General features: G+C 69.8%; 13 protein-coding genes and 1 pseudogene. 5 read left to right on the top strand and 9 right to left on the bottom strand.

All coding sequences use genetic code 11. The features are described from left to right. Complete coding sequence (locus ACX9TP_RS23170) at window positions 1-1,308, bottom strand: AHH domain-containing protein (RefSeq protein WP_482981909.1); 1,308 nt, start codon at window positions 1,306-1,308, stop codon at window positions 1-3. Window positions 1,309-1,520: 212 nt separating this feature from the next. Next, window positions 1,521-1,712 (bottom strand): annotated as a pseudogene (locus ACX9TP_RS23165) (IS630 family transposase); the annotation flags it as partial. A gap of 175 nt (window positions 1,713-1,887) precedes the next feature. On the opposite strand from ACX9TP_RS23165, the gene ACX9TP_RS23160 reads away from it, so the two are divergent. The 3 genes from ACX9TP_RS23160 to ACX9TP_RS23150 all read left to right on the top strand — a co-directional run bounded on the left by ACX9TP_RS23160 (window position 1,888) and on the right by ACX9TP_RS23150 (window position 5,794). After that, window positions 1,888-2,190 (top strand): LexA family protein, encoded by a 303-nt coding sequence (locus ACX9TP_RS23160; RefSeq protein WP_482981908.1) that lies wholly within the window; start codon window positions 1,888-1,890, stop codon window positions 2,188-2,190. A gap of 147 nt (window positions 2,191-2,337) precedes the next feature. After that, window positions 2,338-4,689, top strand: a complete 2,352-nt coding sequence (locus ACX9TP_RS23155) for a hypothetical protein (RefSeq protein ID WP_482981907.1) — start codon at window positions 2,338-2,340, stop codon at window positions 4,687-4,689. Between the two features lie 241 nt (window positions 4,690-4,930). Next, window positions 4,931-5,794 (top strand): alpha/beta fold hydrolase, encoded by an 864-nt coding sequence (locus ACX9TP_RS23150; protein WP_482981906.1) that lies wholly within the window; start codon window positions 4,931-4,933, stop codon window positions 5,792-5,794. Window positions 5,795-5,815: 21 nt separating this feature from the next. On the opposite strand, the gene ACX9TP_RS23145 is transcribed toward ACX9TP_RS23150, so the two are convergent. The 7 genes from ACX9TP_RS23145 to ACX9TP_RS23115 form a co-directional block, all read right to left on the bottom strand. Then, on the bottom strand, window positions 5,816-8,281 hold the full coding sequence (locus ACX9TP_RS23145) for a WD40 repeat domain-containing protein (protein ID WP_482981905.1): 2,466 nt from the start codon (window positions 8,279-8,281) through the stop codon (window positions 5,816-5,818). 148 nt (window positions 8,282-8,429) lie between these two features. Continuing rightward, window positions 8,430-9,287 (bottom strand): hypothetical protein, encoded by an 858-nt coding sequence (locus tag ACX9TP_RS23140; protein WP_482981904.1) that lies wholly within the window; start codon window positions 9,285-9,287, stop codon window positions 8,430-8,432. Between the two features lie 237 nt (window positions 9,288-9,524). Then, window positions 9,525-11,102 carry a DUF1501 domain-containing protein gene (locus ACX9TP_RS23135; RefSeq protein ID WP_482981903.1) on the bottom strand — a complete coding sequence of 526 codons (1,578 nt, stop codon included), beginning with the start codon at window positions 11,100-11,102 and terminating at the stop codon, window positions 9,525-9,527. A 12-nt stretch (window positions 11,103-11,114) separates the two neighbouring features. Continuing rightward, window positions 11,115-12,164, bottom strand: coding sequence for a hypothetical protein (locus tag ACX9TP_RS23130; RefSeq protein WP_482981902.1), 1,050 nt, complete (start codon window positions 12,162-12,164; stop codon window positions 11,115-11,117). Continuing rightward, complete coding sequence (locus ACX9TP_RS23125) at window positions 12,164-14,005, bottom strand: hypothetical protein (protein WP_482981901.1); 1,842 nt, start codon at window positions 14,003-14,005, stop codon at window positions 12,164-12,166. Before ACX9TP_RS23125 ends, ACX9TP_RS23130 begins: the two co-directional genes overlap by 1 nt. Before the next feature lie 176 nt (window positions 14,006-14,181). Further along, window positions 14,182-16,758 carry a protein kinase domain-containing protein gene (locus tag ACX9TP_RS23120; RefSeq protein WP_482981900.1) on the bottom strand — a complete coding sequence of 859 codons (2,577 nt, stop codon included), beginning with the start codon at window positions 16,756-16,758 and terminating at the stop codon, window positions 14,182-14,184. Window positions 16,759-16,900: 142 nt separating this feature from the next. After that, window positions 16,901-17,671, bottom strand: a complete 771-nt coding sequence (locus ACX9TP_RS23115; RefSeq protein ID WP_482981899.1) for a hypothetical protein — start codon at window positions 17,669-17,671, stop codon at window positions 16,901-16,903. A 400-nt stretch (window positions 17,672-18,071) separates the two neighbouring features. Here ACX9TP_RS23115 and ACX9TP_RS23110 point away from each other — a divergent pair, with 400 nt between their 5' ends. Further along, window positions 18,072-18,917, top strand: a complete 846-nt coding sequence (locus tag ACX9TP_RS23110) for an HpcH/HpaI aldolase/citrate lyase family protein (RefSeq protein WP_482981898.1) — start codon at window positions 18,072-18,074, stop codon at window positions 18,915-18,917. A 61-nt stretch (window positions 18,918-18,978) separates the two neighbouring features. Then, window positions 18,979-20,211, top strand: a complete 1,233-nt coding sequence (locus tag ACX9TP_RS23105; RefSeq protein WP_482981897.1) for an aminotransferase class I/II-fold pyridoxal phosphate-dependent enzyme — start codon at window positions 18,979-18,981, stop codon at window positions 20,209-20,211. Window positions 20,212-20,232: the final 21 nt, after the last annotated feature.

Below are 20,232 nucleotides of genomic sequence, written 5' to 3'. Positions count from 1 at the left end.
TCATGCTCCCGGGTCCTTCATAATGAGTTTTCGCAGCATAGTTCCCGCCGTCGTAAGGTCGCGAGCAATTTTGCTCAGCTCATTGACCAATTTGACCCGACACTGTGCGGTGCCCTTGCATCCCTTCATCGCTATGCTGATTCGCTTCAGCACTTCTTGATGGTACTCGCGCGTGTGGGAGCCTTTGTGCCCCCTGATGCGCACCAAGTTTGCAGCGTCATCCAGAGTCATCCCCGCCTGTTTAAAGAAATCCTTAAAGACCGGAGTCCACGGGCCGCCTGTCTTGTCGGATATATCATTCTTGTTAGTGCAAATATGGTGAATCTCGCCGTCGGGGTCGCCCTGAATAGAGCTTTGTCCGCCGGAACTTCCGGGCCCCATTGCAACCGCTGCAACGGCAGTCGGCGCGAGCGTTATGTTCAACACGCCGGTCGCCGGGACCGCAATCGCCTGGACCTCGCCCGCGAAGGCGGCAGATAGCTGGAACCCGCCTTCGGCCTGTGCCCTCAATGCAGCCTGTGCCGCGCCCGGCAGCTTGGGGGCCTGCGCAGCCATTGCGTTCTTTCCGCCGAGTGCCGCCAACGCTACGACCACCAGAACGCGAGCCCCGTTGTCACCGAGTATCTTTCCGAAACGGTGCCCCGCGTCTTCCAGCTCGGAAAAGTTCTTCGCGTCCCTGGACTCGTCCCATAAGCGGAGGAACCCCCGTCCGAGATTCCACACAGGGCCGGTGCCAAGATACGCAATCAGGGATGCCGTCAGCGCAATCGCAATGACTTTCGTCACTGGCTCAGGAGCGACCAGCATGACGAGTGCGGTCCCAATCATTGCCGTAACCATCGCACGAAGCGCTGCGGGATTCGCCAAGTCCTTGATCGCCAGTTCAACCCCTTCCCAAACGGTGTCGAGCGCGAAGTAGAGGGCAAGCATCCGCCGTTCCATTACGCCCAGCGTAAACCCGCCTGTTATCAGGCTCAGGCAGTTGTCGGGCTCGCTCTGTCGCTGGCAAATCCGTTCATAGGACGACGGCACCGTGCGGCCATGAGCACCGTCTACAATCCCCTCTGCGGAAGCGAGCAACGAACGCCTGTCGTCTCTTTCCGCTTCAGCCAGTACGACGTTCAGCTTCAAGTCGAGCACGAGCTGCGTGACCGCGCTCTTGAACTCCTCTTCGCTTATTTCGACAGGCTCGGTCTCGACCGGCGTGTAGACGATCGGCGCTCCCTGCCCGGTGTCCAGGTGGACAACCCTCGTCGTCGAGCATCCTGCCGCGAGCACAAGCAACGCAACAATCCCGCATACCCTCATGAGAGCCCCCCAGAGTGAATGCCCCCAGCACATCAGGAGCAGGGCGCCACATACCAGCCGGCTCTGACGACCCTAAAGGTCTCTCACGAGAATCCTACCCAAAAAGCCCGCTCACAACCGGCGACCACACGAGTTCCGACGTCCGGTGAAAGTCCTGCGGCTGCCTGGGTTTAGATTCAGTCCCCCGTGCCCATCCATAAACGATTCCAACTCAGATGAACTCGGATGAGCTCTGCCTGGGGGTAGTGCACGTCTACCAGCTCGCGCATGCGTTCAGCGAAGTCCTTGGCCGTGCGCTGGTCCGTGACTTCGACGTGGCGCCAGGGACGGTGCACGTCCAGAAAGACGAAGAGGTTGGCCGTCCCATTGCGCCGGTACTCGTAGTCGTACCGGCGGGGCTTGCCCGTCGAGACACCTACCCGGACGCTCCTGGCAATCTGCTCGTCGGTGGCACGGGCATGAGCGGCCAGCAGAATCTGCGCGCGCTTGACCTGGCACACCCTCGCCGTGCCGCCGCGCACCAGCTCCTCCAAATGCGACTTCTCCTCGGGCTCCAGGGTGACGAGGTAACGTACATTCATGCGCTCCGACTCCGTGAAAGGGGAGTCGGACTACCTCGCGGCCACCGTGTCGATTCCCTCCGCCACCCCGCCCTTTACCGAGCTTCAAGGCCAATACCTGGCCTTCATCTACGCCTACACCAAGCTCAACCGGCGCCCTCCCGCGGAGGCCGACATGCAGCGCTACTTCGGCACCACGGCGCCCACCGTCCACCGCATGGTGCTGGAGCTTGAACGCCGAGGGCTCATCTGGCGCAGCGCCGGACAGGCCCGCAGCATCGAACTGCTGCTGGCCCCGGACCTGCTGCCCATCCTGCGCTGAGCTGGTCCGCGGCCAATCGGTCAGAACCTCTGTGCCGATGTACTAGGGGCGCGCACTCGGCGTCCGCTCCGAAGGGCGCTATTGTCTCCCTCCGTGAGGACGCCCCCTGCCCCTGCCCTCTTGAATTGCGCCGCCCTGAGCTGTGTCGTGGCGGCGCTGCTCTCCCTCCCCGCCCGCGCGCAGGACTGCGCGTTACCGGCGCCCCGTGACGCAGCGCTGCTGCTCGCGGCGGCCGAGGCGGACGAGCGGCTCGCGCGCTCGCTGGAGGAGGCCTCCAACGCCTGCCGCATCCCCGGCGAGCTGTGCGACGGCGCGCTGAAGCGCTGCCGCACGGACGCCGAGGCGGTGAACACCCGCGCCGCGGCGCACGACGAGGCGGCGCTCCGCGCCCAGCTCGCCGCGCCCGTGGGTGGTGAGGCCTTCGACCTCCAGCTTCCCCTTGTGCACGTCGAGGCCCCGGCCCACTGCGACCTTACCCAGGGAGGCTTCGCCGCGCAGGCCCGCCAGCGCCGCATCCACGCCTCGACGCACCGGCAGGTGCACGCGGAGGCGCTGCGGTGGGCCACCTGGACGCAGGGCGCCCTCGCGCGCTGCGGGCAGCGCCCCGGCGGCGCGGTGGTGAGCGCTGCGGGCACGTCGGGTGCCGCAGTCGCCGTTCCCGCCGTGGCCCAGCATGTGGCCGCGCCCACGCCCGCGGCGGCCGTGGCCGCTCCGGGGGCGGCCCCAGCGGCGGCAGTCCCGCCGGTGGCGCCTGCGCCGACATCCGCTGCGCCGATGACGGCTGCCGCGATGCCCGCTGCGCCGACATCCGCTGCGCCGATGGCAGCTGCCGCGACGTCCGCTGCGCCGATGGCAGCTGCCGCGATGCCCGCTGCATCGATGCCCGCTGCACCGACGGCGTCCGGAGCGAGTGCCTCTCCATCGGAGGCCCCTCTCCTGGCGGCCACCACGCCGGCGCCGTCTGCATCGAGGCCCGCGCCGCCTGCGCTCGCCACCATCGCGGCCCACACCATTCAGCCGGACGCACAGGCCGAGCAGGAGCATGCCGCGCGCGAAACGGCAGCGCAGCGCGCCCGCGCGGAGGCGGAGCAGCGCACCCGCGCCGAGGAGCAGCGCGCCCGCATGGAGGCGGAGCAGCGCGCCCGCGCGGAGGCGGAGCAGCGCACCCGCGCCGAGGAGCAGCGCGCCCGCGCCGAGGAGCAGCGGCGGTTGCAGGCCCAGCGCGAGGAGGCTGCGCGGCTGGAGGCGGCGCGTGTGCAGGCCCAGCGCGAGGAGGCTGCGCGGCTGGAGGCGGCACGAGTACAGGCCGAACGCGAGCGGGCCGAGCGCCTGGCCGCGGAGCGCGCGGAGCTAGAGCGCCTGCGGCAGGAGCAGCGCGAGAAGCTCGCGCAAGAGCAGGAGGAGCTGGAGCGCCGACGCGAGAAGGCGGAGCGCGAGGCCGAGCGGCGCAAGCTGGAGGCACAGGCCCGCGCCGAGGAGCAGCGACGGGAGGAGGCGCGCGCGCGCGCCGAGCAACTGGCGGAGCAGGCCGAGGAGCGCGCGGAGGCCCACCGGCGCGCCGTAGCGCAGCTGAAGGCCGAGCAGGAGGCGCGCGAGAAGGCGCTGCGTGCCCAGCGTGAGGCCCTGCAGCGCGAGGAGGCCGAACGGCGCGAGGCGCGCGTGGCCCAGGACGCGAGCAAGGCCCAGGGTGAGGCCCTGCGGCGCGAGGAGGCCGAACAGCGCGAGGCGCGCGTGGCCCAGGACGCGAGCAAGGCCCAGGCGCAGGAGGAGACCCGCCGCGCGAAGTACGCCGCGCTCGAGCTTCAGGAGCAGGAACAGCGCGCCGGTGAGGAGCGCCTGCGCCGGCTCGAGGCAGAGGGGGAGGAGCGCCGGGAGGAGGACGCTGAGGCGCACGCGGATACGCTCGCGCAGAGCGAGGACCCGCGGGCGCGCCCCGGCAGGGAGCTCTCGCTCGCCGCCAGCGGCGCAAGCCTCTCACTACCAGGCACGCTGGACTCCGGGAACACCTACCTGGGCGGCGCGACACTGGGCCTGCGCCTCGGCTTCTTCGGGGAGCCGCCGCTCGAGGGCGGGATGGCCTCGGGCCTCGAGCTGCACGCGCAGGGTCAGTACCTGCGGCAGCTGGGCGGCACGGCCAAACAGCAGCTCTTCCGGGTGGTGCCTGGCGCGCGCTTCTGGCTGGGGCGCATTGGCCTGGGAGCCTCGGCCGAGTGGCAGCGCGTGCAGGCGACCGCGCCCGTGACGGGCGAGACGCAGGCGACGAGCGCGCTTCTCGCCGGGCCGCAGCTCGCCCTGGCCCTGCTGGACGGCAGGGCGCGGCGCCTGGTGCTCAGCGCCCGCTGGCTGCCGCTGCTGGACGGGGAGCTCGGCACCTGGGGCGCCGCGGTGGAGGGGGGCCTCGGCCCGTTGCTGCTGGGCGCCGAGTTGCTCCGCGGTCAGGCTGGCTCTGGCGACGGGTGGACCGCCGCGCTGTCGGTGGGCTACCGCTTGCACTTCTGAGACACACCGGCAGCACGCCGGGCAGCGGTAGCTCTCGAGTGTTCGGAGTCCGAGGCGCGGATCCGAGTAGCGCACCAGCGGCGCGATGAAGTTCGGGCGTGTCGTGACACGCGAAGGAGCGGCGCACCAGCGGCCGTCCGAGCTGGCGGGCGACGAGGTGGGCGACGAGCGACGAGGCCGCTCTCATTCCGGGTGTGAAAAAGACGAGTCCTTCCCCGCACCGTCCTGCGAAGCTGGGACCATGGAACGCTTCGTCGAGGTCGCCGAGGGAGTCTCGCTCTGGGTCGAGTCACGGGGTCCAGAGGATGCCCCCGCCATCCTGCTCATCATGGGCTCCACCGTCTCGGGACTGGTCTGGCCCGACGCGCTCGTGGAGGCCCTGGCGCGCAACCACCGGGTCATCCGCTACGACCACCGGGACACCGGAGCGTCCACCTGGGCTTTCGACAGGGTCCCCTACTCCACGATTCGGATGGCCGAGGACGCACTGGCCATCCTCGATGCGCTCGGCATCGAGCGCGCGCACGCAGTAGGCCTGTCATTGGGAGGCATGCTGGTGCAGTGGCTCATGGTGGCGCATCCCGAGCGGCTGACCAGCGCGACGGTCATCGGGGTGCCCGCCCTTGAAGGCGCGCCCGCTCGCCCGAACGTGGCGGCCCGCGCCCCCATCGCCCCGGACCTGTATGAGTTCTGGCGCCACATGTTCGAGCCGCGTGAGCGCGAGGCGCAGATTGAATGGCGGGTCGAGAACTGGCGCAGGCTCAACGGCAAGGCGATTCCCTTCGATGCCGAGGAGTTCCGTGCGCTCGAGCGGCGCATCATCGCCCACGCCGGCCGGCACGACACCTCGACTGCCCATGCGCGGGCCGACCCCTCCGGCCTGGCCCTTGGGGCGGAGCTCGCTCACGCCACCGTGCCCACGCTCGTCATCGCCACCCCGGAGGACCCTACCAATCCCGAGTCCAACTCGCGGTTCCTGGCGGAGACCCTGCCGCGCTCGACCCTGGTGACGATTGACGGGATGGGGCATGCGATTCCACGTGCCGTCGTGCCCCCGCTCGCGGCGGCCCTTCTGGGCCACATCGAGACCGTGGGCCGCCGTTGAGCGTGTCCTCGCGTCCGGGACTCACGCCCCGCCCGTAGCGTCGTGAAGCCGCAGCACGTACAGGAAGTCCCGCAGGGTGCGGCCCCGGGCCACGACGAGCCCGTCACGCAGGATGAGATCTTCCTCCAGGACGTCCGGGAAGTGCGCCATGGGCGCGGGGGCCATCCGTCGATGGAAGGCGACGGGGCCCTCCCCCAGCACCTCCCAGTACCTGCGACGCGTCACCTCCTCGGGCTCCGCGTTGCCCTGAAGCACGGCGCGAGGCGCCCCCGTGGCAAGGTCGAAGAAGCGCGTGGTCTGGTCATCGGCGCGGGTGACCAGCCACTCCCCCGCCATGGCCACCGAGAACGGCAGCGCCGGATGCGGCACCTCGTACAGGAGCCTTCCCGTCGCGGCGTCGAAGAGGCGCACGCGCTCGTCCAGGCTGCACGCGGCCACCCGGCCGCCCTCGTCGGACAGCCGCACCGCGATGACGGGCTCGTCGGAGACCTGGAGGACGCGCCGCGAGCCTGCGGGCAGGTCGAAGAGCTCCACCTCCCCCGAGGCCCGTCCCACCGCGATGCGAGGCGCACGGGCCGCCGCCGCGTACGAGGGCGCGGGCTTCAGCAGCGCCTGGGTGTCGAGCACCAGCGCCCCCGTGCCCACGTCATGCAGCATGAGCCGCGAGGCCTCCGCGTAGCCCGAGACGACATGGGCCCCATCAGGCGTGAACTCCACCAGCGAGACGGGCGTCGCCGGCCCCCGCAGGGTGTGCCGCAGACTCCCATCCGCGACGCGCCACACCCGCACCACGCCGATTTCGATGACCGCGGCCAGCCACTGCCCGTCCGGTGAGAAGGCCATGGGCGGCTCCAGCGTCGGCTTCCTGGACGCATCTCTCCCCTCCAACGGTGGCGCGAACAGCTCCCGCACCGGCGCGAGGCGCTCCACGTCGACCAGCTGGACGCACCGCCTGGGAGGCTCCTCGTGGAAGCGCACGACGGGGTAGGCGGCCAGGGCGCCGTCCGGGCTGAAGCGCCAGGGCTGCAGGCCGGACTCGTTGGCGTCGATGGGCAGCTCCCGCATGTGTCCCCGGGCATCGATGGCGAAGGCCGCGTCGAACCGCTTCGCGATGGCGATGTTCCCCTCCGCCTGTCCCCAGAGGCACTGCACCCGGTGCTGCTCGGCGAGCAGCGTGGGCGGCGCGGGCGCGTGGAGCTCGCTCAGGAGCACGCCCCCGTCGGCGGCTGTCAGCGCGAAGTGCTTCAGGTCCGGCGAGAAGGCCGCCCCGCGCTCGTGGCCATCCGAGGCGTAGGGGCGCGTCCACAGCGTGACGCCGTCGCTCAGCTCCAGCACCTCCAGCCGGTCATACCGGAGCAGGCCCAGGCGCGATGTCCCCATCCAGCTCACCTGGGAATAGCGCCCCTTCCCCTTCAAGCCCTCCATCCGCTCCCAGTTCCGCGTCCGCGCCACGGCGACACCGTCCAGGGCCGCCCAGGCCAGCCACTCGCCATCCGGGCTGAAGGCCACCGTGCCGACGGACGTGTCGGAGTCCAGCCGCGCCACCTGCGTCCCCGACTCCACGTCCCAGACGCGCACCGTGTCGTCCGAGGCGCCCGAGGCCAGCCAGCGCCCCGAGGAATGGAAGGCCACGCTCAGCACCGACTGCTGGTGCCCCTGGAGCGTGCGGACCTTCCTGCCCGAGGCCACATCGTACAGGTGGATTCTCCAGCCGAGGTTGCCCACCGCGAGCAGCGTCCCGTCCGGGCTGAAGGCCACCGACGTCACCTGCCCCTCCTGGCCGGTGAAGGCCTGCAACTGCGCCCCCGTCTCGGCGTCCCAGATGCGCGCGTCGTGGTCTCTCGAGCCCGACGCCAGGCGCCTGCCGTCCGCGCTCCAGGCAATCCCTCGCACCTCGCCCTCGTGGCCCTCCATCACCTGGAGGCTCCGGGCGGTGGCCACGTCCCAGACGCGCACGTTGTGGCCATCCGACCACGAGCCGGTGGCGAGCCTCGTCCCCGACGGGTCGAACGCCGCGCATAGCACCTGGGCGTCGTGCCAGAGGACCTCGTCCACGCCGTCGAGGGCGCCGCGCAGCGGCAGCAGGGACTCCACCCAGGGGGCGCCACCCGCCGCTTCGCGCTGCCGTCGCCACTTCGCCGCCAGCGCGTACAGGTGCGCCTCCGGGTCGCTCCAGGGCTTCGCGCCTTCCCCCGAGTAGTGCGCGGCGGCGTCCGGCGCGTCGTACCAGCGCAGCCGGTTGTAGAGACATTGGAAGAGGGCCTCGGGGTGCGCCCGCAGGAAGTCGGCGTCGAGCGCGACGGCCTTGCGCAGGACGCGCAGTGTCTTCGGGCCCACCGTGGGCCCGTCCTCCCGCGACACGCGGGCCTCCTCGGGCGTCTGGGCGAGCGCCGAGTCCAGCGCGACGAGCAGCGCCTCCACGCCCTGTGTGCTCACGAGGTGTTCGAGGGTGGAGAGCTCGGTGAGGGATGCGAGGTCGTGGGGCATGGAGGGTCCTTCGCCGCGAAACGCGAGGGCGCGCATTCTCGCGCATTCCCGCCAGCGGTGACACCCACCGGGTGGCCAACGAGGCGGATGCCGGGCCCACGCGGGGACCCGGCATCCGCACCCGGACTTCAAACGGCGCGAGGAGGGACTACTTGACGCAGGAGCTCCAGCCGCGCTTGCCGTTGACGACCGTCATCTCCCAGTACCGGGTGCCGGCGTTGTAGTCGATGGACACGCCATCGGTGTAGCTGTTGGCCGTGAAGTGGCCACCGACGCCGGTGAGCATGCAGGCCACGCCACCCGGGTCATAGGTCATGTTCGCCGTGAAGCCGCCCGGGTCGCCGGCGCCGTAGAGCCAGGAGCCCTGGTCCGTGGGCACGTCCACACACCGGGCCCGGGCGCCACCCTCGTCCGACAGACTGCCGCCCAGGTACCAGTTGAGGCCGTCATTCCAGACGCGCGCGTAGTCCGAGTTCGTCTTGAACCCGCCCGTGCCTTCCACCCGCGTGAGGAAGCAGCGCCGCTGCGCGGTGACCGCCCCCAGCAGCCTCGCCGGGTCTCCCTTGAACCAGACGGCATCCGAGGTCCGGTTGGTGTCCGTGTTGATGCACTGCACGCCCGCGCCCAGCGCATAGCCGTTCTGCGGGCTGATGGCGAGGTACCAGGTCCCGCCGGAGATGTACGCATAGACGCTGCTCGTGAGCCCCGAGGACGAGGGCTTCAGGCTGCCCACGACGCTCGTGAGGAAACAGGTGCGACCCACGGAGGTCCCCATGTCGAGCCGGGTCCACCCGCTGGAGCCCCACCAGTACGAGCCCCCCAGCCCGACGCCCTGCTCGGTCTGCGCCACTTCCTCGCCAGGCGCCTCGGGCACGTCGCCCTCGGGCTGGCCCTGCTCGGGCAGCTCGCCGCCACAGCCCACGGCGAAGACGGCAAGGGGCAGCGCCATCAACGCCTTGCGCACCGACCGCGCACCCGTCTGCTTCGTGAATCGATCCATGTTCATGTTCCGGTCCTCTCGCTGAATGTCCTGGGGTGTTGCTTCTTGCCGAAGGCCCGCCGGGACGTGGTGTCCCGGCGGGCCGGCGTTGGGGAGCGGAACGTCCCCAGAGCAACGCGGATGCCAGCCCCCGCGAGGGCGTTTCCCCACCTGGAGGACCTCAGGAGCAAGGCAACCCTTGCCGCGCTCCGGGACTTCGGACCGGCAATCCTTGCCACCTCTGGCAAGGGTTGCGCGAAACACCTACGCCTTCCGGAGCCCCACCACCTCGCCGTAGCCCCCGGGGATGAAGAACTGGTGCGGCTCCATGCCCAGGATTCGCAGCGCGGTGGTGACGACGTCCGCGGACCGGGGGACGCGCTTCGAGGGCTGCCCCGTCTCCTCGATGAGGTCCACCGGGACGCCGAGCCCGCGCGTCGTGTACGAGCCCACCTGCCGGTTGCCCGCCACGTTCCCGCCCGCGAAGCAGACCGAGGTGTAGGGATGGTGGTCATCCGGCTGGGCGTAGCTGCCGTCGCTCGCGCGATAGGCCCAGCTCCGGCCGAACTCGCTCATCACCAGTACCAGGGTGTCGTCGAGCAGCGTCTTTCCCGGCTTGCCGGGCGCCGGCGTGGCCTTCATCTCCCCCAGGAAGCGCGCGACGCAGTCCATCAGCCCGCGGCCGTGCGCGCAGCTGAAGGCATGGCCATGGCCGTTGTGGGTGTCGAAGTCGAGCTGCAGGGAGACGTGCACCGAGGTGCACAGGTCCGACTTGAGCAGCCGCAGCGCCATGTCCATCCGCGGGTCCAGCCCGGTGAGGTGGAAGTTCGCGAGGCCGAACGTGTAGGTGAAGGTCTCGTTCAGGTAGCTCGACAGGTACGAGGGACGGCTCGTCTTCAGCGTGTCGATGCCCTTGGTGCCCTCCAGCAGGGAGACGACATCCGTCGCCAGCACGCGGGAGACGGACGACAGCGAGCCATGCAGGCCCTCCAGGTAGTTGTCCACCTTCGCCGTCGAGCGGCCCATGTGCTGCTCGGCGCGCGAGAGCGAGAAGCGCTCCACCGTCGTCGTCTTCAGGGTGCTCCCGGTGGGCCGGCCGCGCGCGTCCAGCTCGGGCGCCTCGGTGCGCGCATCCAGCCCCGTCCACCAGGCGTTGTCCGCGGGCTTCGCGGAGAGCATCGGCTTGAGCGCTTCGATGGATGGAACGCGAACCGGCGAGGCGTGGGAGGGCAACCCCATGCCCACCGGCACGCCCCGGTCTCCGGAGACGACCACGAACGGCAGCGGCCGGCTCTCGCGGTACCGCTCGTACAGGTGGTTCGCGATGACGGAATGCATGGCGGGCGCCCGGTAGTCCGCACCGGCGACGCCACACATCGCGGAGATGAAGGCGCTCGCGTGGTCATTGGTGCCCTGGTCGATGCCGTGCAGCACGCTCAGCTGCTCATGCAGCGCGAAGTGCTTGTAGCCGTACATGAGCGGGCTGTAGCTGCCGCGCGCGGCGGGGTCCTGGGGATTCCAGGACTGCCAGGTCCGCAGCGGCTTGTAGGGGCCGCTGGCGGGCGCGAGGCTCACCACCTTGCTCGCATCGAAGAAGACGGGCTCGCTGCTGTAGCCGGCGGGTGCCGGGACGCAGAGCGGAATCTCCGCATCCTCCAGCGGAGTGAAGTAGTACGCCGGCCGGAACCCGCCCGGGATGTAGAGCACCACGAGCCGGGAGGGGACGTCGGCATCCGCGGCCTGCGCGAGGCCTGAGCCCAGGAGCCCCGCGCGTTCGAGGAGCGCGAGCTGCCCCGCTCCGAGAGCCCACTTGAGCAGCGTGCGTCGAGAGGTGTTCGGCATGGGGTCCTCGGCTCAGTAGGTAATCCACAGCGGGTGGCGGATGAGCGCGGAGCAGACGCCAATCCAGGCCAGGCGCGTGCTCTGCGTTTCGAGCGGGAGGTACACCTGCTCGTGCAGCGCTTTCAGCTCCGCGTCCTCGGGCGGCTGTCCGAGCATGCGCAGGTAGAGGTTGCGCAGGTTCTTCTGCACCGCGTCCGGGTTCTTGGCGGAGGTGTCCGCGAGCGTCACGTAGCGCAGCACCGCCGGGTTGTTCCTCTTGTCCACCGCGCGCGCGCACCAGGCCTGGGACATCTGGACCAGGGCCTGCGCGGCGGAGGGACCGAAGCTCACGTCCCGCTTGCGGTACAGCAGCGAGTTGCCACCTCCGAGCGCCTCGAAGCGCTCGACGGTGCGCGGGTCGGAGACGTACTCGCCCGAGATGCCGGGCGCCCAGTCCCCCGGCCACACGAAGAACTTGTTCCAGTTCACCACGTACGCCCTGTTGCGCCAGTCCGGGTTGCTGGTGCTGACGAAGTCCTCGAGCGTGAGCCCCAGCTGGTCCATCAGGCTCACCACCATCTCCTCGGCGGACAGCCGGCGGACGCGGAACTCCTCGGGCGACGGCGTCTCCAGCTGCTCGGGCGGGGCCGGCAGGTCGCGAATCCAGGCCTCCACCTGTGAGCGGGTCAGCGTGACGCGGCCGCTGGCCACGAGCGCGTCGTAGGGCTGGCCCGGCGGCATCTGGGCATAGCTGCCGGGGGCGGTGCCCTCGAGCATCTGGACGAGGAGGCTGTTCTGCGGGTCCCCGCGCTTCACGTACCGCTCGTCGTAGACGAGCCCGCTCTCGAACGCGGCGAGCGAGGCGAAGAAGGGCTTGTTGCCGGTGAGGTGGCAGCCCTCGCACGCGGGCGCGAGCGCGAGCCGGATCTCGTCATTCTTGCTCGTGGCCTCGCAGGCCGTGCCGCCGTCCGGGAGGGTGGCCGAGTCATTGATGCGGGCAGCCTCCTGCTCCAGGCAGCCCGTCAGGGTGAGCGTGAGCGCGGCCAGCACGGCCGCGCCCAGCGACGAACGCCACGTGCGCATCACAGGCCCCTCCGGAGTTCGGGCTGCTCGAAGAGATACCGGAGGAAGGGCCTGAGCTTGCGCTCCCGGGCGACGAACTCCCGCGTGAGCTTGTCGATGAAGCCCTTCTCCGTGGCCGGGTTCAGCTCCCGGCCGATGAACATCGCGTAGAGCCTGCGCGCGGTGCAGCGGTCGAACTCGCCGGAGCGCACGAGGAGCTTGCCAAAGCCGAGCGGGCCCATGGTGCCGTCGCCGTGCTGCCCCAGCAGCGTGTACGACTCGGGCATCGTGTCGAGCAGCACCGCTTCCGGATTGGCCTTGAGCTGCTCGGGGGTGACCGGGGTCAGCACGGTGTTGGGCACGTAGGCGTTCTTCCAGCGGAAGCCCGGCATGTTGCCGATGTGCGGATACTGCCCGGACAGCCACTCCTTCGTGACGCGCTGGGTGCCCACGCCCGGGATGAAGGGCCACGGGACGTAGTAGCTCGGGGCCGGGTTGAAGTCCCACCGCTTGAAGGCGATGGCCGCGGGGTCCAGCGTCTTGTGGCAGTGCAGGCACGTCCCGCCGGTCGCCGGGTCGATTTCCAGCGGGGGGAAGTGCACGTCCGCGGGAGGCGGCGAGAAGCTCTGGCAGGCGAATATCTCCAGGAAGCGCGCGGCGCGGACGCGCTCACGAGGGAACGAGGACATCGCGCCCATCATGGTGAGCACCCCGGCGGCGGGAAGCCCCCTGGCCGCCTCGGTCGTGGTCCGCGGGTCGAAGCGGTAGGTGCGGTCGAGGCTGCCGGAGCGCGAGCGGTCGGCGGTGAGCGCGAGGTGGAAGGGCTCCAGGTCCTCCACCACGAACTCGCGCCACGCCTGCGGGTCGTTCGGCGCCGGGTGCAGCGGATCTCTCGGGGCGTTGTCCGCGTCCGGGCGCCACCACGTGGTATTCGCATCCACGGCGTTGCTGCCCAGCTGCCGGCCGAAGCGGACGTACAGCGCGCGCAGCCAGTTGGTTCCGACCGAGTAGTTGCCGATGACGAGGTCCGAGAGCGGCCGGTCATGCCACGCGAGGTGCGCGAACAGGCGCGCGGGCTCCTCGTACGGGTGGCGGCGTTGAGTGCCGATGAGGTCGAAGGTGCTCGTCCCGCCCAGGCCGGAGAGCGGCGAGCACCACACCAGGTTCGGTCCGCAGCCGCACCCCTTGGGGAGCCCGGGGTCGTAGTAGCCACCGCTGGCGACGCCGCAGTCGTACACCTTCCCGCTGGTGGAATCGACGACCTGGGTGACGCTGGAGCCGGCCTTGCCGAGCACCTGCACCGTGGTCCCCGGAGCCCACCACGGCTCGACGGGGTGGACCTCGGGCACGGCGGCATTGCCGTCCGCATCCTTGTCCGAGCACTGCTGGCCCGGGTCCTTCGAGCCGAACTCGTTCACGGCGTAGAACGCGCCCGGGTGCAGGCTGTTGGCGGGGCACCTGAACAGGTGGCCGGACATGTCGCCCTGGTACGCGTCGCCGCTGGCGCCGGCGGTATAGGCGCCCACCGCGAGCCACTCGTGTCCGAAGCGCAGCATGCGCTCGTAGAACTTCGGAGAGGTGAGCACCTCGTCGAGCGTCGTGCGCAGGAGCGTGGCCCGTGCTTCGGGCGTGGCCGCGGCCGCCATGGCCTCGTACTGCTCGACGGTCGGCGTGGTCCCCGTGAGCCCGAGCACGATGCGCCGCAACAGCCGCGTGTCGCTCAACGCGTCACGGGTCGGCTTGGCCGGCGGAGGCGGCTCGGGAGTGCATTGCTGCGCGTGCGCGTCGGGCCCGACGGGCCCGGACATCGCGAACAGCACGGCCAGGATGGCCGCGCTCTTCAGGTGCAGGTGCCAGTGCATGAATACATCATGACATGAAACACCGCATCCGAGCGCGAGGGATTCTGTCTGTCATTCCGTGAGAAAGAGGGGTGGACTCCCCTCTACACCTGTCTGTCTTTCAAGACGCCCGCTGCCGTTGACACAAGGACGCTGGAAGTTGCTGCCACCAGCGCGCGCGGGCCGGCCCCGCCGGGCTACGGCTGCGCCGTTCGTGGCTTCTGCCTCTGCGCATCATGATCCGCGAGCAACTTGCGGACACGGTCAGCCCGGCGGTCGTCCGGGTGATGCTGCACGAAGAGGCGGTAGTTCTCCGCCGCGGGCTCGTTGTAACCGAGCCGGGCCTGCGCCGTCGCCAGGTGGAGGAGGCAGCTGGCGTGAAGGGGCTCGAGGTCGAGGCACTGCCTGGCCAGCTTGGTGGCCCTGACGTAGTCCCGCTCTCGAAGGGCCTTGGAGGTGTTCCGCGCCAGCTCCTCGGGCTCGGAGCTGGCGGGCCAGTCCCCCTTCGCCCTGCCCGTCCGCCGGACCTGGAGCTCCGCCTTGCCCTGGTTGTCGGAGGGGTCATCGTCGACGAAGCCACACCTGAGCGCTTCGACGCCCTCGACGTGCACTTCCCTGCCCTGCTCCACGAGGAACGCCGCGGGCCAGCCCGCGGCAGCCTCTCCCGCTGGTTTGGACGGGCTCCACTGGACACAGGCGACCCTGCGCGCGGGACCTCGGGACAGGCCATGGATGAACGCCCCCGTGCCAGCGGACGTCAACGTCAGGGAGTACGCGTTCCAGCGGTTCAAGCCCTCTATCAGCGCCGCCTTGTCCACGGAGGCCACCCTCGACTCCGGGTGGAAGACGAACTGCTTCGCGGGGCCCCCCTGCGAGCTCGAGAGCTGGATGGTCCGCTGTGGCGCCCGGCCCCTGGGCGGCGAGCCCAGGGTGAAGAAGGAGATGGCCGACGCGCCCCGGACGTCCTGGCCGTCCGGGGTGACTTCTCCCAGGGTGGTCTCTCCGGACACGGAGGACCCCAGGAGCAGGAAGAGCAGGGGCGGCTGATTCGACGGAGTCGGTGCCTTGACACCCTCCGGCTCCGGACGGGGCACGTCGGAGGACTCGGAGACCCGATAGGTCCGCCCGGCCGACAGCCCCGGGAAGGCGACGAGCCGTCGATTCAGCACGATGACGTGCCGCTTCGCGTCCAGCCAGGTGGAGGACGGGGTGGCGGTCGCGGGCACCAACGCCGCGTCGCTGCCTGCATCGGCTGCACCGCTCGGGGCGAGCGCCAGGGCCTGCTCGGAAAGCGGGTCGGCTCCTCCATCCACCGGGGAGGCCTCCGGCTCCGGCGCGAGGGCCGTGGCCTCCGGTGACTCGACGACGCCGGAATCCGTCAGGAGCGTCCCGCTCACCGCGGGGAGCAACGCTCCGTCCGGGGGGACCCTGGCCGCCCCCTCCTCCGAGCCCACGCGGGGTGGGGCTCCCATCGGCGCGGTGGGTGTGGGGGACGCCGTCATGGCTGGCCCACCCAGGGGCTGGAGCGGCGACGGGTCCTTCGACACGGCTTTCGGAGAGGACGTCAGGAGCAGGGCCGCCGCCCCCAGGGCGAGGACCGCGCCCGCGCCGATGCCCACGGTGGCGAGCGAGACGCGCGACGAGCGGCCGGGCGTCACCGCGGGCGCAGGCGCGGCGGCGCCTGCCATCGCGTTCCGGCGCATGGGGCGCACGACCGTGGCGACTCCGCTGTTCGAAGGCGGAGCGGGCGCCACGGCCTCGTTGGTGCGCCACACGGCCAGCTCTTCCAGGAACGCGGGTGGCACCGCGAGCTGCCGCCCCTCGTTGACCAGCTCCTTCCGGAACAACTCACGGACGAGGTACGCCACGGTCATGGACGAGAACCGGGGCGCGAAGCGGTTGAGGAACGAGGCCAGGGCGTCGCCGAAGGCCTGGCTGGACTCGAAGCGCATGTCGAGGTTCACCGACAGCGCGCGCATGACGATTTCGTCCAGCTCCTCGGGCAGGTCCTTGCGCACCTCCCGGGGGGATGGGAACTCACCGTTCGACAGCCGCGTCATCGCCGTCAATTGCGTGTACTGCTCTCCGGACACGGGCGGCTGCCCGCAGAGCATCTCGTAGAGCACCACACCGGTGGCCCACACGTCGGTGCGCGCATCCACATCCTCGCCGCGCGCCTGCTCCGGCGAGAAGAAGAGGTACTTGCCCTTCACCACGCCGGGCTCGGTGAAGAAGTTGCGCAGGGAGCGCGCCTTGGCGATGCCGAAGTCGACGATCTTGACCTGGCTCTCGTAGCCGATGAGCACGTTGTCCGGGGAGATGTCCCGGTGGACGATGCCCAGCGGCACGCCCGTCTCATCGGCGCGGGTGTGGGCGTAGTGCAGCCCCCGGCACATCTCCAGGGCGATGAAGGTCGCCAGGGGAATGGGCAGGGCCCGCAGCCCCGTCTTCGCCGCACGCGTCAGGATGCGGTGGAGCGGCTGGCCGTCCACGAGCTCCATGGCCAGGAAGTAGTCGCCGTCCACCTTCCCGAAGTCGAAGACCTGGGCCACGTTGCCATGCGACAGCGTGGCGGAGATGCGCGCCTCGCTGATGAACATGGAGATGAAGGCCTCGTCGCCAGCGAACTCCGGCAGCACCTTCTTGATGAGGACGGGCTTGGTGACGCCGGCATCGCCCACCAGGCGAGCACGCCACGTCTCCGCCATTCCGCCCCGACCGAGCCACGACACCAGCTCGTATCGGCCGAACCTGTCTCCGGGTTGCAAGTCCATTCCTGCCCGCACACTACCGCCCCGGTGGGGGGGTTGCTAAGCCCCCACCCACGGAGCGCCCTTGGTGTCACTGCGGGCTCGGTTCCTTCCGGCCCTGGGCGGATGGACGGACGTACTCCCAGAAAATTCTCTCCGCCCCGGCTCAGCCGGGCTCCAGGACGTCCTGCTGGGCTCCCAGCCTCCAGTTGAACGTGTAGTAGCCCTTCGGCTGATCGATATGGTCGATCAGCTCCTCGCTGCAGGCCCGGATGAAGGCCCGCACGTGGGCCTCGTCCGGCGCGGCACCGACGTCCGTCAGGGCCATGCGCATGTTGTCCGAGACATCGCAGGCGACGGCATTGTGGATGAGGTAGAGGCGCACCTGGTCATCCACCTGCTCACCCGGGTAGCCGCCGCGCGTGGAATCGGAGGGCGCGCGGCACAGGTTGGCCGGGTTCCACATCATGACGGAAAAGTACCCGCCGACCCGATCCTCCACGCCGGCACCGTTTTCAGCGGTCACGAAGACCGTGTCTCGTGCCCCCCCCGCGGCGATCAGCCTGGCCTGGATGTACTCGGTGACCGCGGCGAAACCGACTTCGGGATACTGAGCCGCCAGATAGTCGGTGACATTGGCGAACGTCAGCGCATGGGCGGGGTCGGAGTCATCGAAGTGGTCGCTGACCTCGACGGCGATCGGCTCCAGCACTTCGTTGAGCAGGTTCTGCGGCACGATGTGGCCCTGGTGGTCATACACCGGGTTGGGAAAGCCCGGGCTCGGCGTGTAGGCGCCGCCCACGCGGCGGTTGATGAAGTTGCCGGGGCGGCGGCGCTCGAAGGTGAAGCTCTGGAAGCGCGGGGCGACGTGAGGGGCATCCTCCCGGTAGACCGGGTTGTAGCCGTGAAGGTTGTTGGTCAGTCCGATGTCCGGCATGGGAGCTCCTGTCCTGGGCAAGTGGGATGCACGCCAGCCGCGCGGGGGCGAGGCCGGTCTCCCCTGGACGCCCGACGACCCGGGGTGTGAATCCGGCTGGGGCCAAGGCCAGGTCTCATCCACCCCACACCGCCCCACTTCTGGACTGTAAATCTCCGCGCATGCCGAAACACATATCAAAACGTAGAGACACGTATGCCTATGTCTAAATACATATCAATGACTTGCACATATCCAGCCTAAACATAAACTCAATTCCTCTCATCTTTCCTTGACGTCAGGAAATAGCGGGAGTACTCAGGCGCTCATCCAGTCATCGCGCCTCGAGCAGGCCGCCCGTGTCTCACCGGGCGGTGCCGCGACGGGTGCGCGCAGGGCAGGTCCTTCCCCGGAGGCAGCCATGAAGTTCACCCGGTATTGCCGCTCCATCCTGTTCACCCCGGCGCTGGCCGTGGACCGCTTCACCCGAGGCCAGCAGGCCGGCGCGGACATCAGCCTGGTGGACCTGGAGGACTCCGTGGCGGCCAGCCACAAGGACGCCGCGCGGCAGCAGGCGGAGGCGTTCTTCTCCGCCCCGCGCTGCTCGAGCCGCCTGGCCGTCCGCATCAACGCCGTCACCCGTCCCGACGGGCTGCGGGATCTGCTCGCCCTGCGCAACTACGCCGTCAAGCCCGAGGCGGTGCTCGTCCCCAAGGTGGAGTCGCCGAGGGACCTGGAGATCGTCGAGCAGGTGCTCGGCCCCGCGTGCGCGCAGGTGGACCTGCTCGCCCTGGTGGAAACGCCGCGGGGGGTGGAGAACGTCCACGCCATCGCCTGCGCGACGCCGAGGCTCAAGGCGCTCGTGTTCGGCTCGGCGGACTTCTCCTTCAGCATCGGCGCGTCTCTCTCCTGGGAGCCCCTGCACTACGCGCGCTCCCGGCTCGTCACCGCGGCGCGCGCCGCCAACGTGCAGGTGGTGGACTCGCCGCTGTTCGACATGGCGGACGTGGAGGGCCTGCGCCGCGAGTGCCAGCTGGCCCGGAGCATGGGCTTCAGCGGCAAGGCCGCCGTCCACCCGCGCCAGGTGGAGATCATCAACCAGGCCTTCTCCCCGGACGAGAACACCCTGCGCAAGGCGCGGAAGATCGTCACGGAGAGCCAGGCCCGCGACTTCAACATCTGCGTGGTGGAGGGGACCATGATGGGTGCCCCGTTCGTCGAGGCGGCGAAGCGCACGCTCGAGGAGTTCGGCCCCCAGGAGGGCTGAAGCCCGCAGCGTCCTCGTCCCCCCACACACCGCAGGCCATCTGCCCCCAGGAGGAGTCCACATGGAAGAGAGCAGCGCGCAGAGCGTCTTGGGTCCCCGGCGCTATCGCAACAACGAGAAGCTCATCGCCGTGGGCGACCGTGGCTGGCAGCACGCCGCGGAGAACGGGCTCATCGGCATCAAGGTGGACTTCGAGTCGAACAACCGGCTCGTCGACACCCGGTCCGGCCACGAGTTCATGACGCTGTGCTCGTGCTCGTACCTGGGCCTCAACCACCACCCGAAAATCCTCCAGGGCTCCATCGACGCGCTGCGGGAGGCCGGCACCAACAGCCTGGCCATGTCCACCCTGCGCATCCGCCTGAACCTGATGGCGCGCATGGAGGAGGGGCTGCGGGACTTGTACGGCTGCCCCACCCTGCCGGGCGCCACCTGCAGCGCGCTGACCGCGGGCATCCTCCCGCTGCTGGCCTCCGGCCACGTCACCGAGGACGGTCAGCCGCGCGTCATGGTGTTCGACCGCTTCTGTCACTTCTCCATGGCCTACATCAAGCCCATCTGCGGCGACGAGAGCCTGGTGCTGACGAGCCCGCACAACGACCTCAACTACCTGGAGGACGTCTGCAAGAAGTACCCCCGCGTGGCCTACGTGGCGGACGGCGCCTACTCCATGGGCGGGCTGACGGCGCTGGAGGGGCTGCTCCAGCTCCAGGAGCGCTACGGGCTGTTCCTCTACATCGACGACTCGCACTCGCTGTCCATCACCGGCGAGCGCGGCGAGGGCTACGTACGCTCGCGGCTGAAGATGAACCCGCTGACGATGATTGTCGCCTCGCTGGCCAAGGCGTTCGGCAGCTCGGGCGGCATCGCCATGCTGGGCAGCGAGAAGATCTTCGACTTCCTCTACCGCAACGCGGGGCCGCTGGCCTGGTCGCAGAACCTCCAGACGCCCTCGCTGGGCGCCTCGCTGGCCAGCATCGAGCTGCACCGCTCGCCGGAGCTGCGCCAGCTCCAGGACCAGCTGCAGCGCAACATCCAGCTCTTCGACAGCCAGTTCCCCTCACCGCACGCGGGTAACGGCATGCCCATCCGCCTCATCCAGGTGGGCGAGGAGGAGCGCGCCATCCGGCTGTCCTCGGAGCTGTACCGGCGCGGCTACTACTGCTCGGCGGTGTTCTTTCCCGTGGTCGCCCGGGGCGAGGCGGGGGTGCGCGTGATGATGCGCGCGGACATGACGCTCGAGCAGGTCCGCACCTTCTGCGACGACGTCAAGGACATCCTCTCCCACTTCTGATGCCCCCCCACTCGGGCCACG

Source organism: Pyxidicoccus sp. M15 (assembly GCF_056858435.1).
This window is presented reverse-complemented; position numbering and strand designations above follow the sequence as displayed.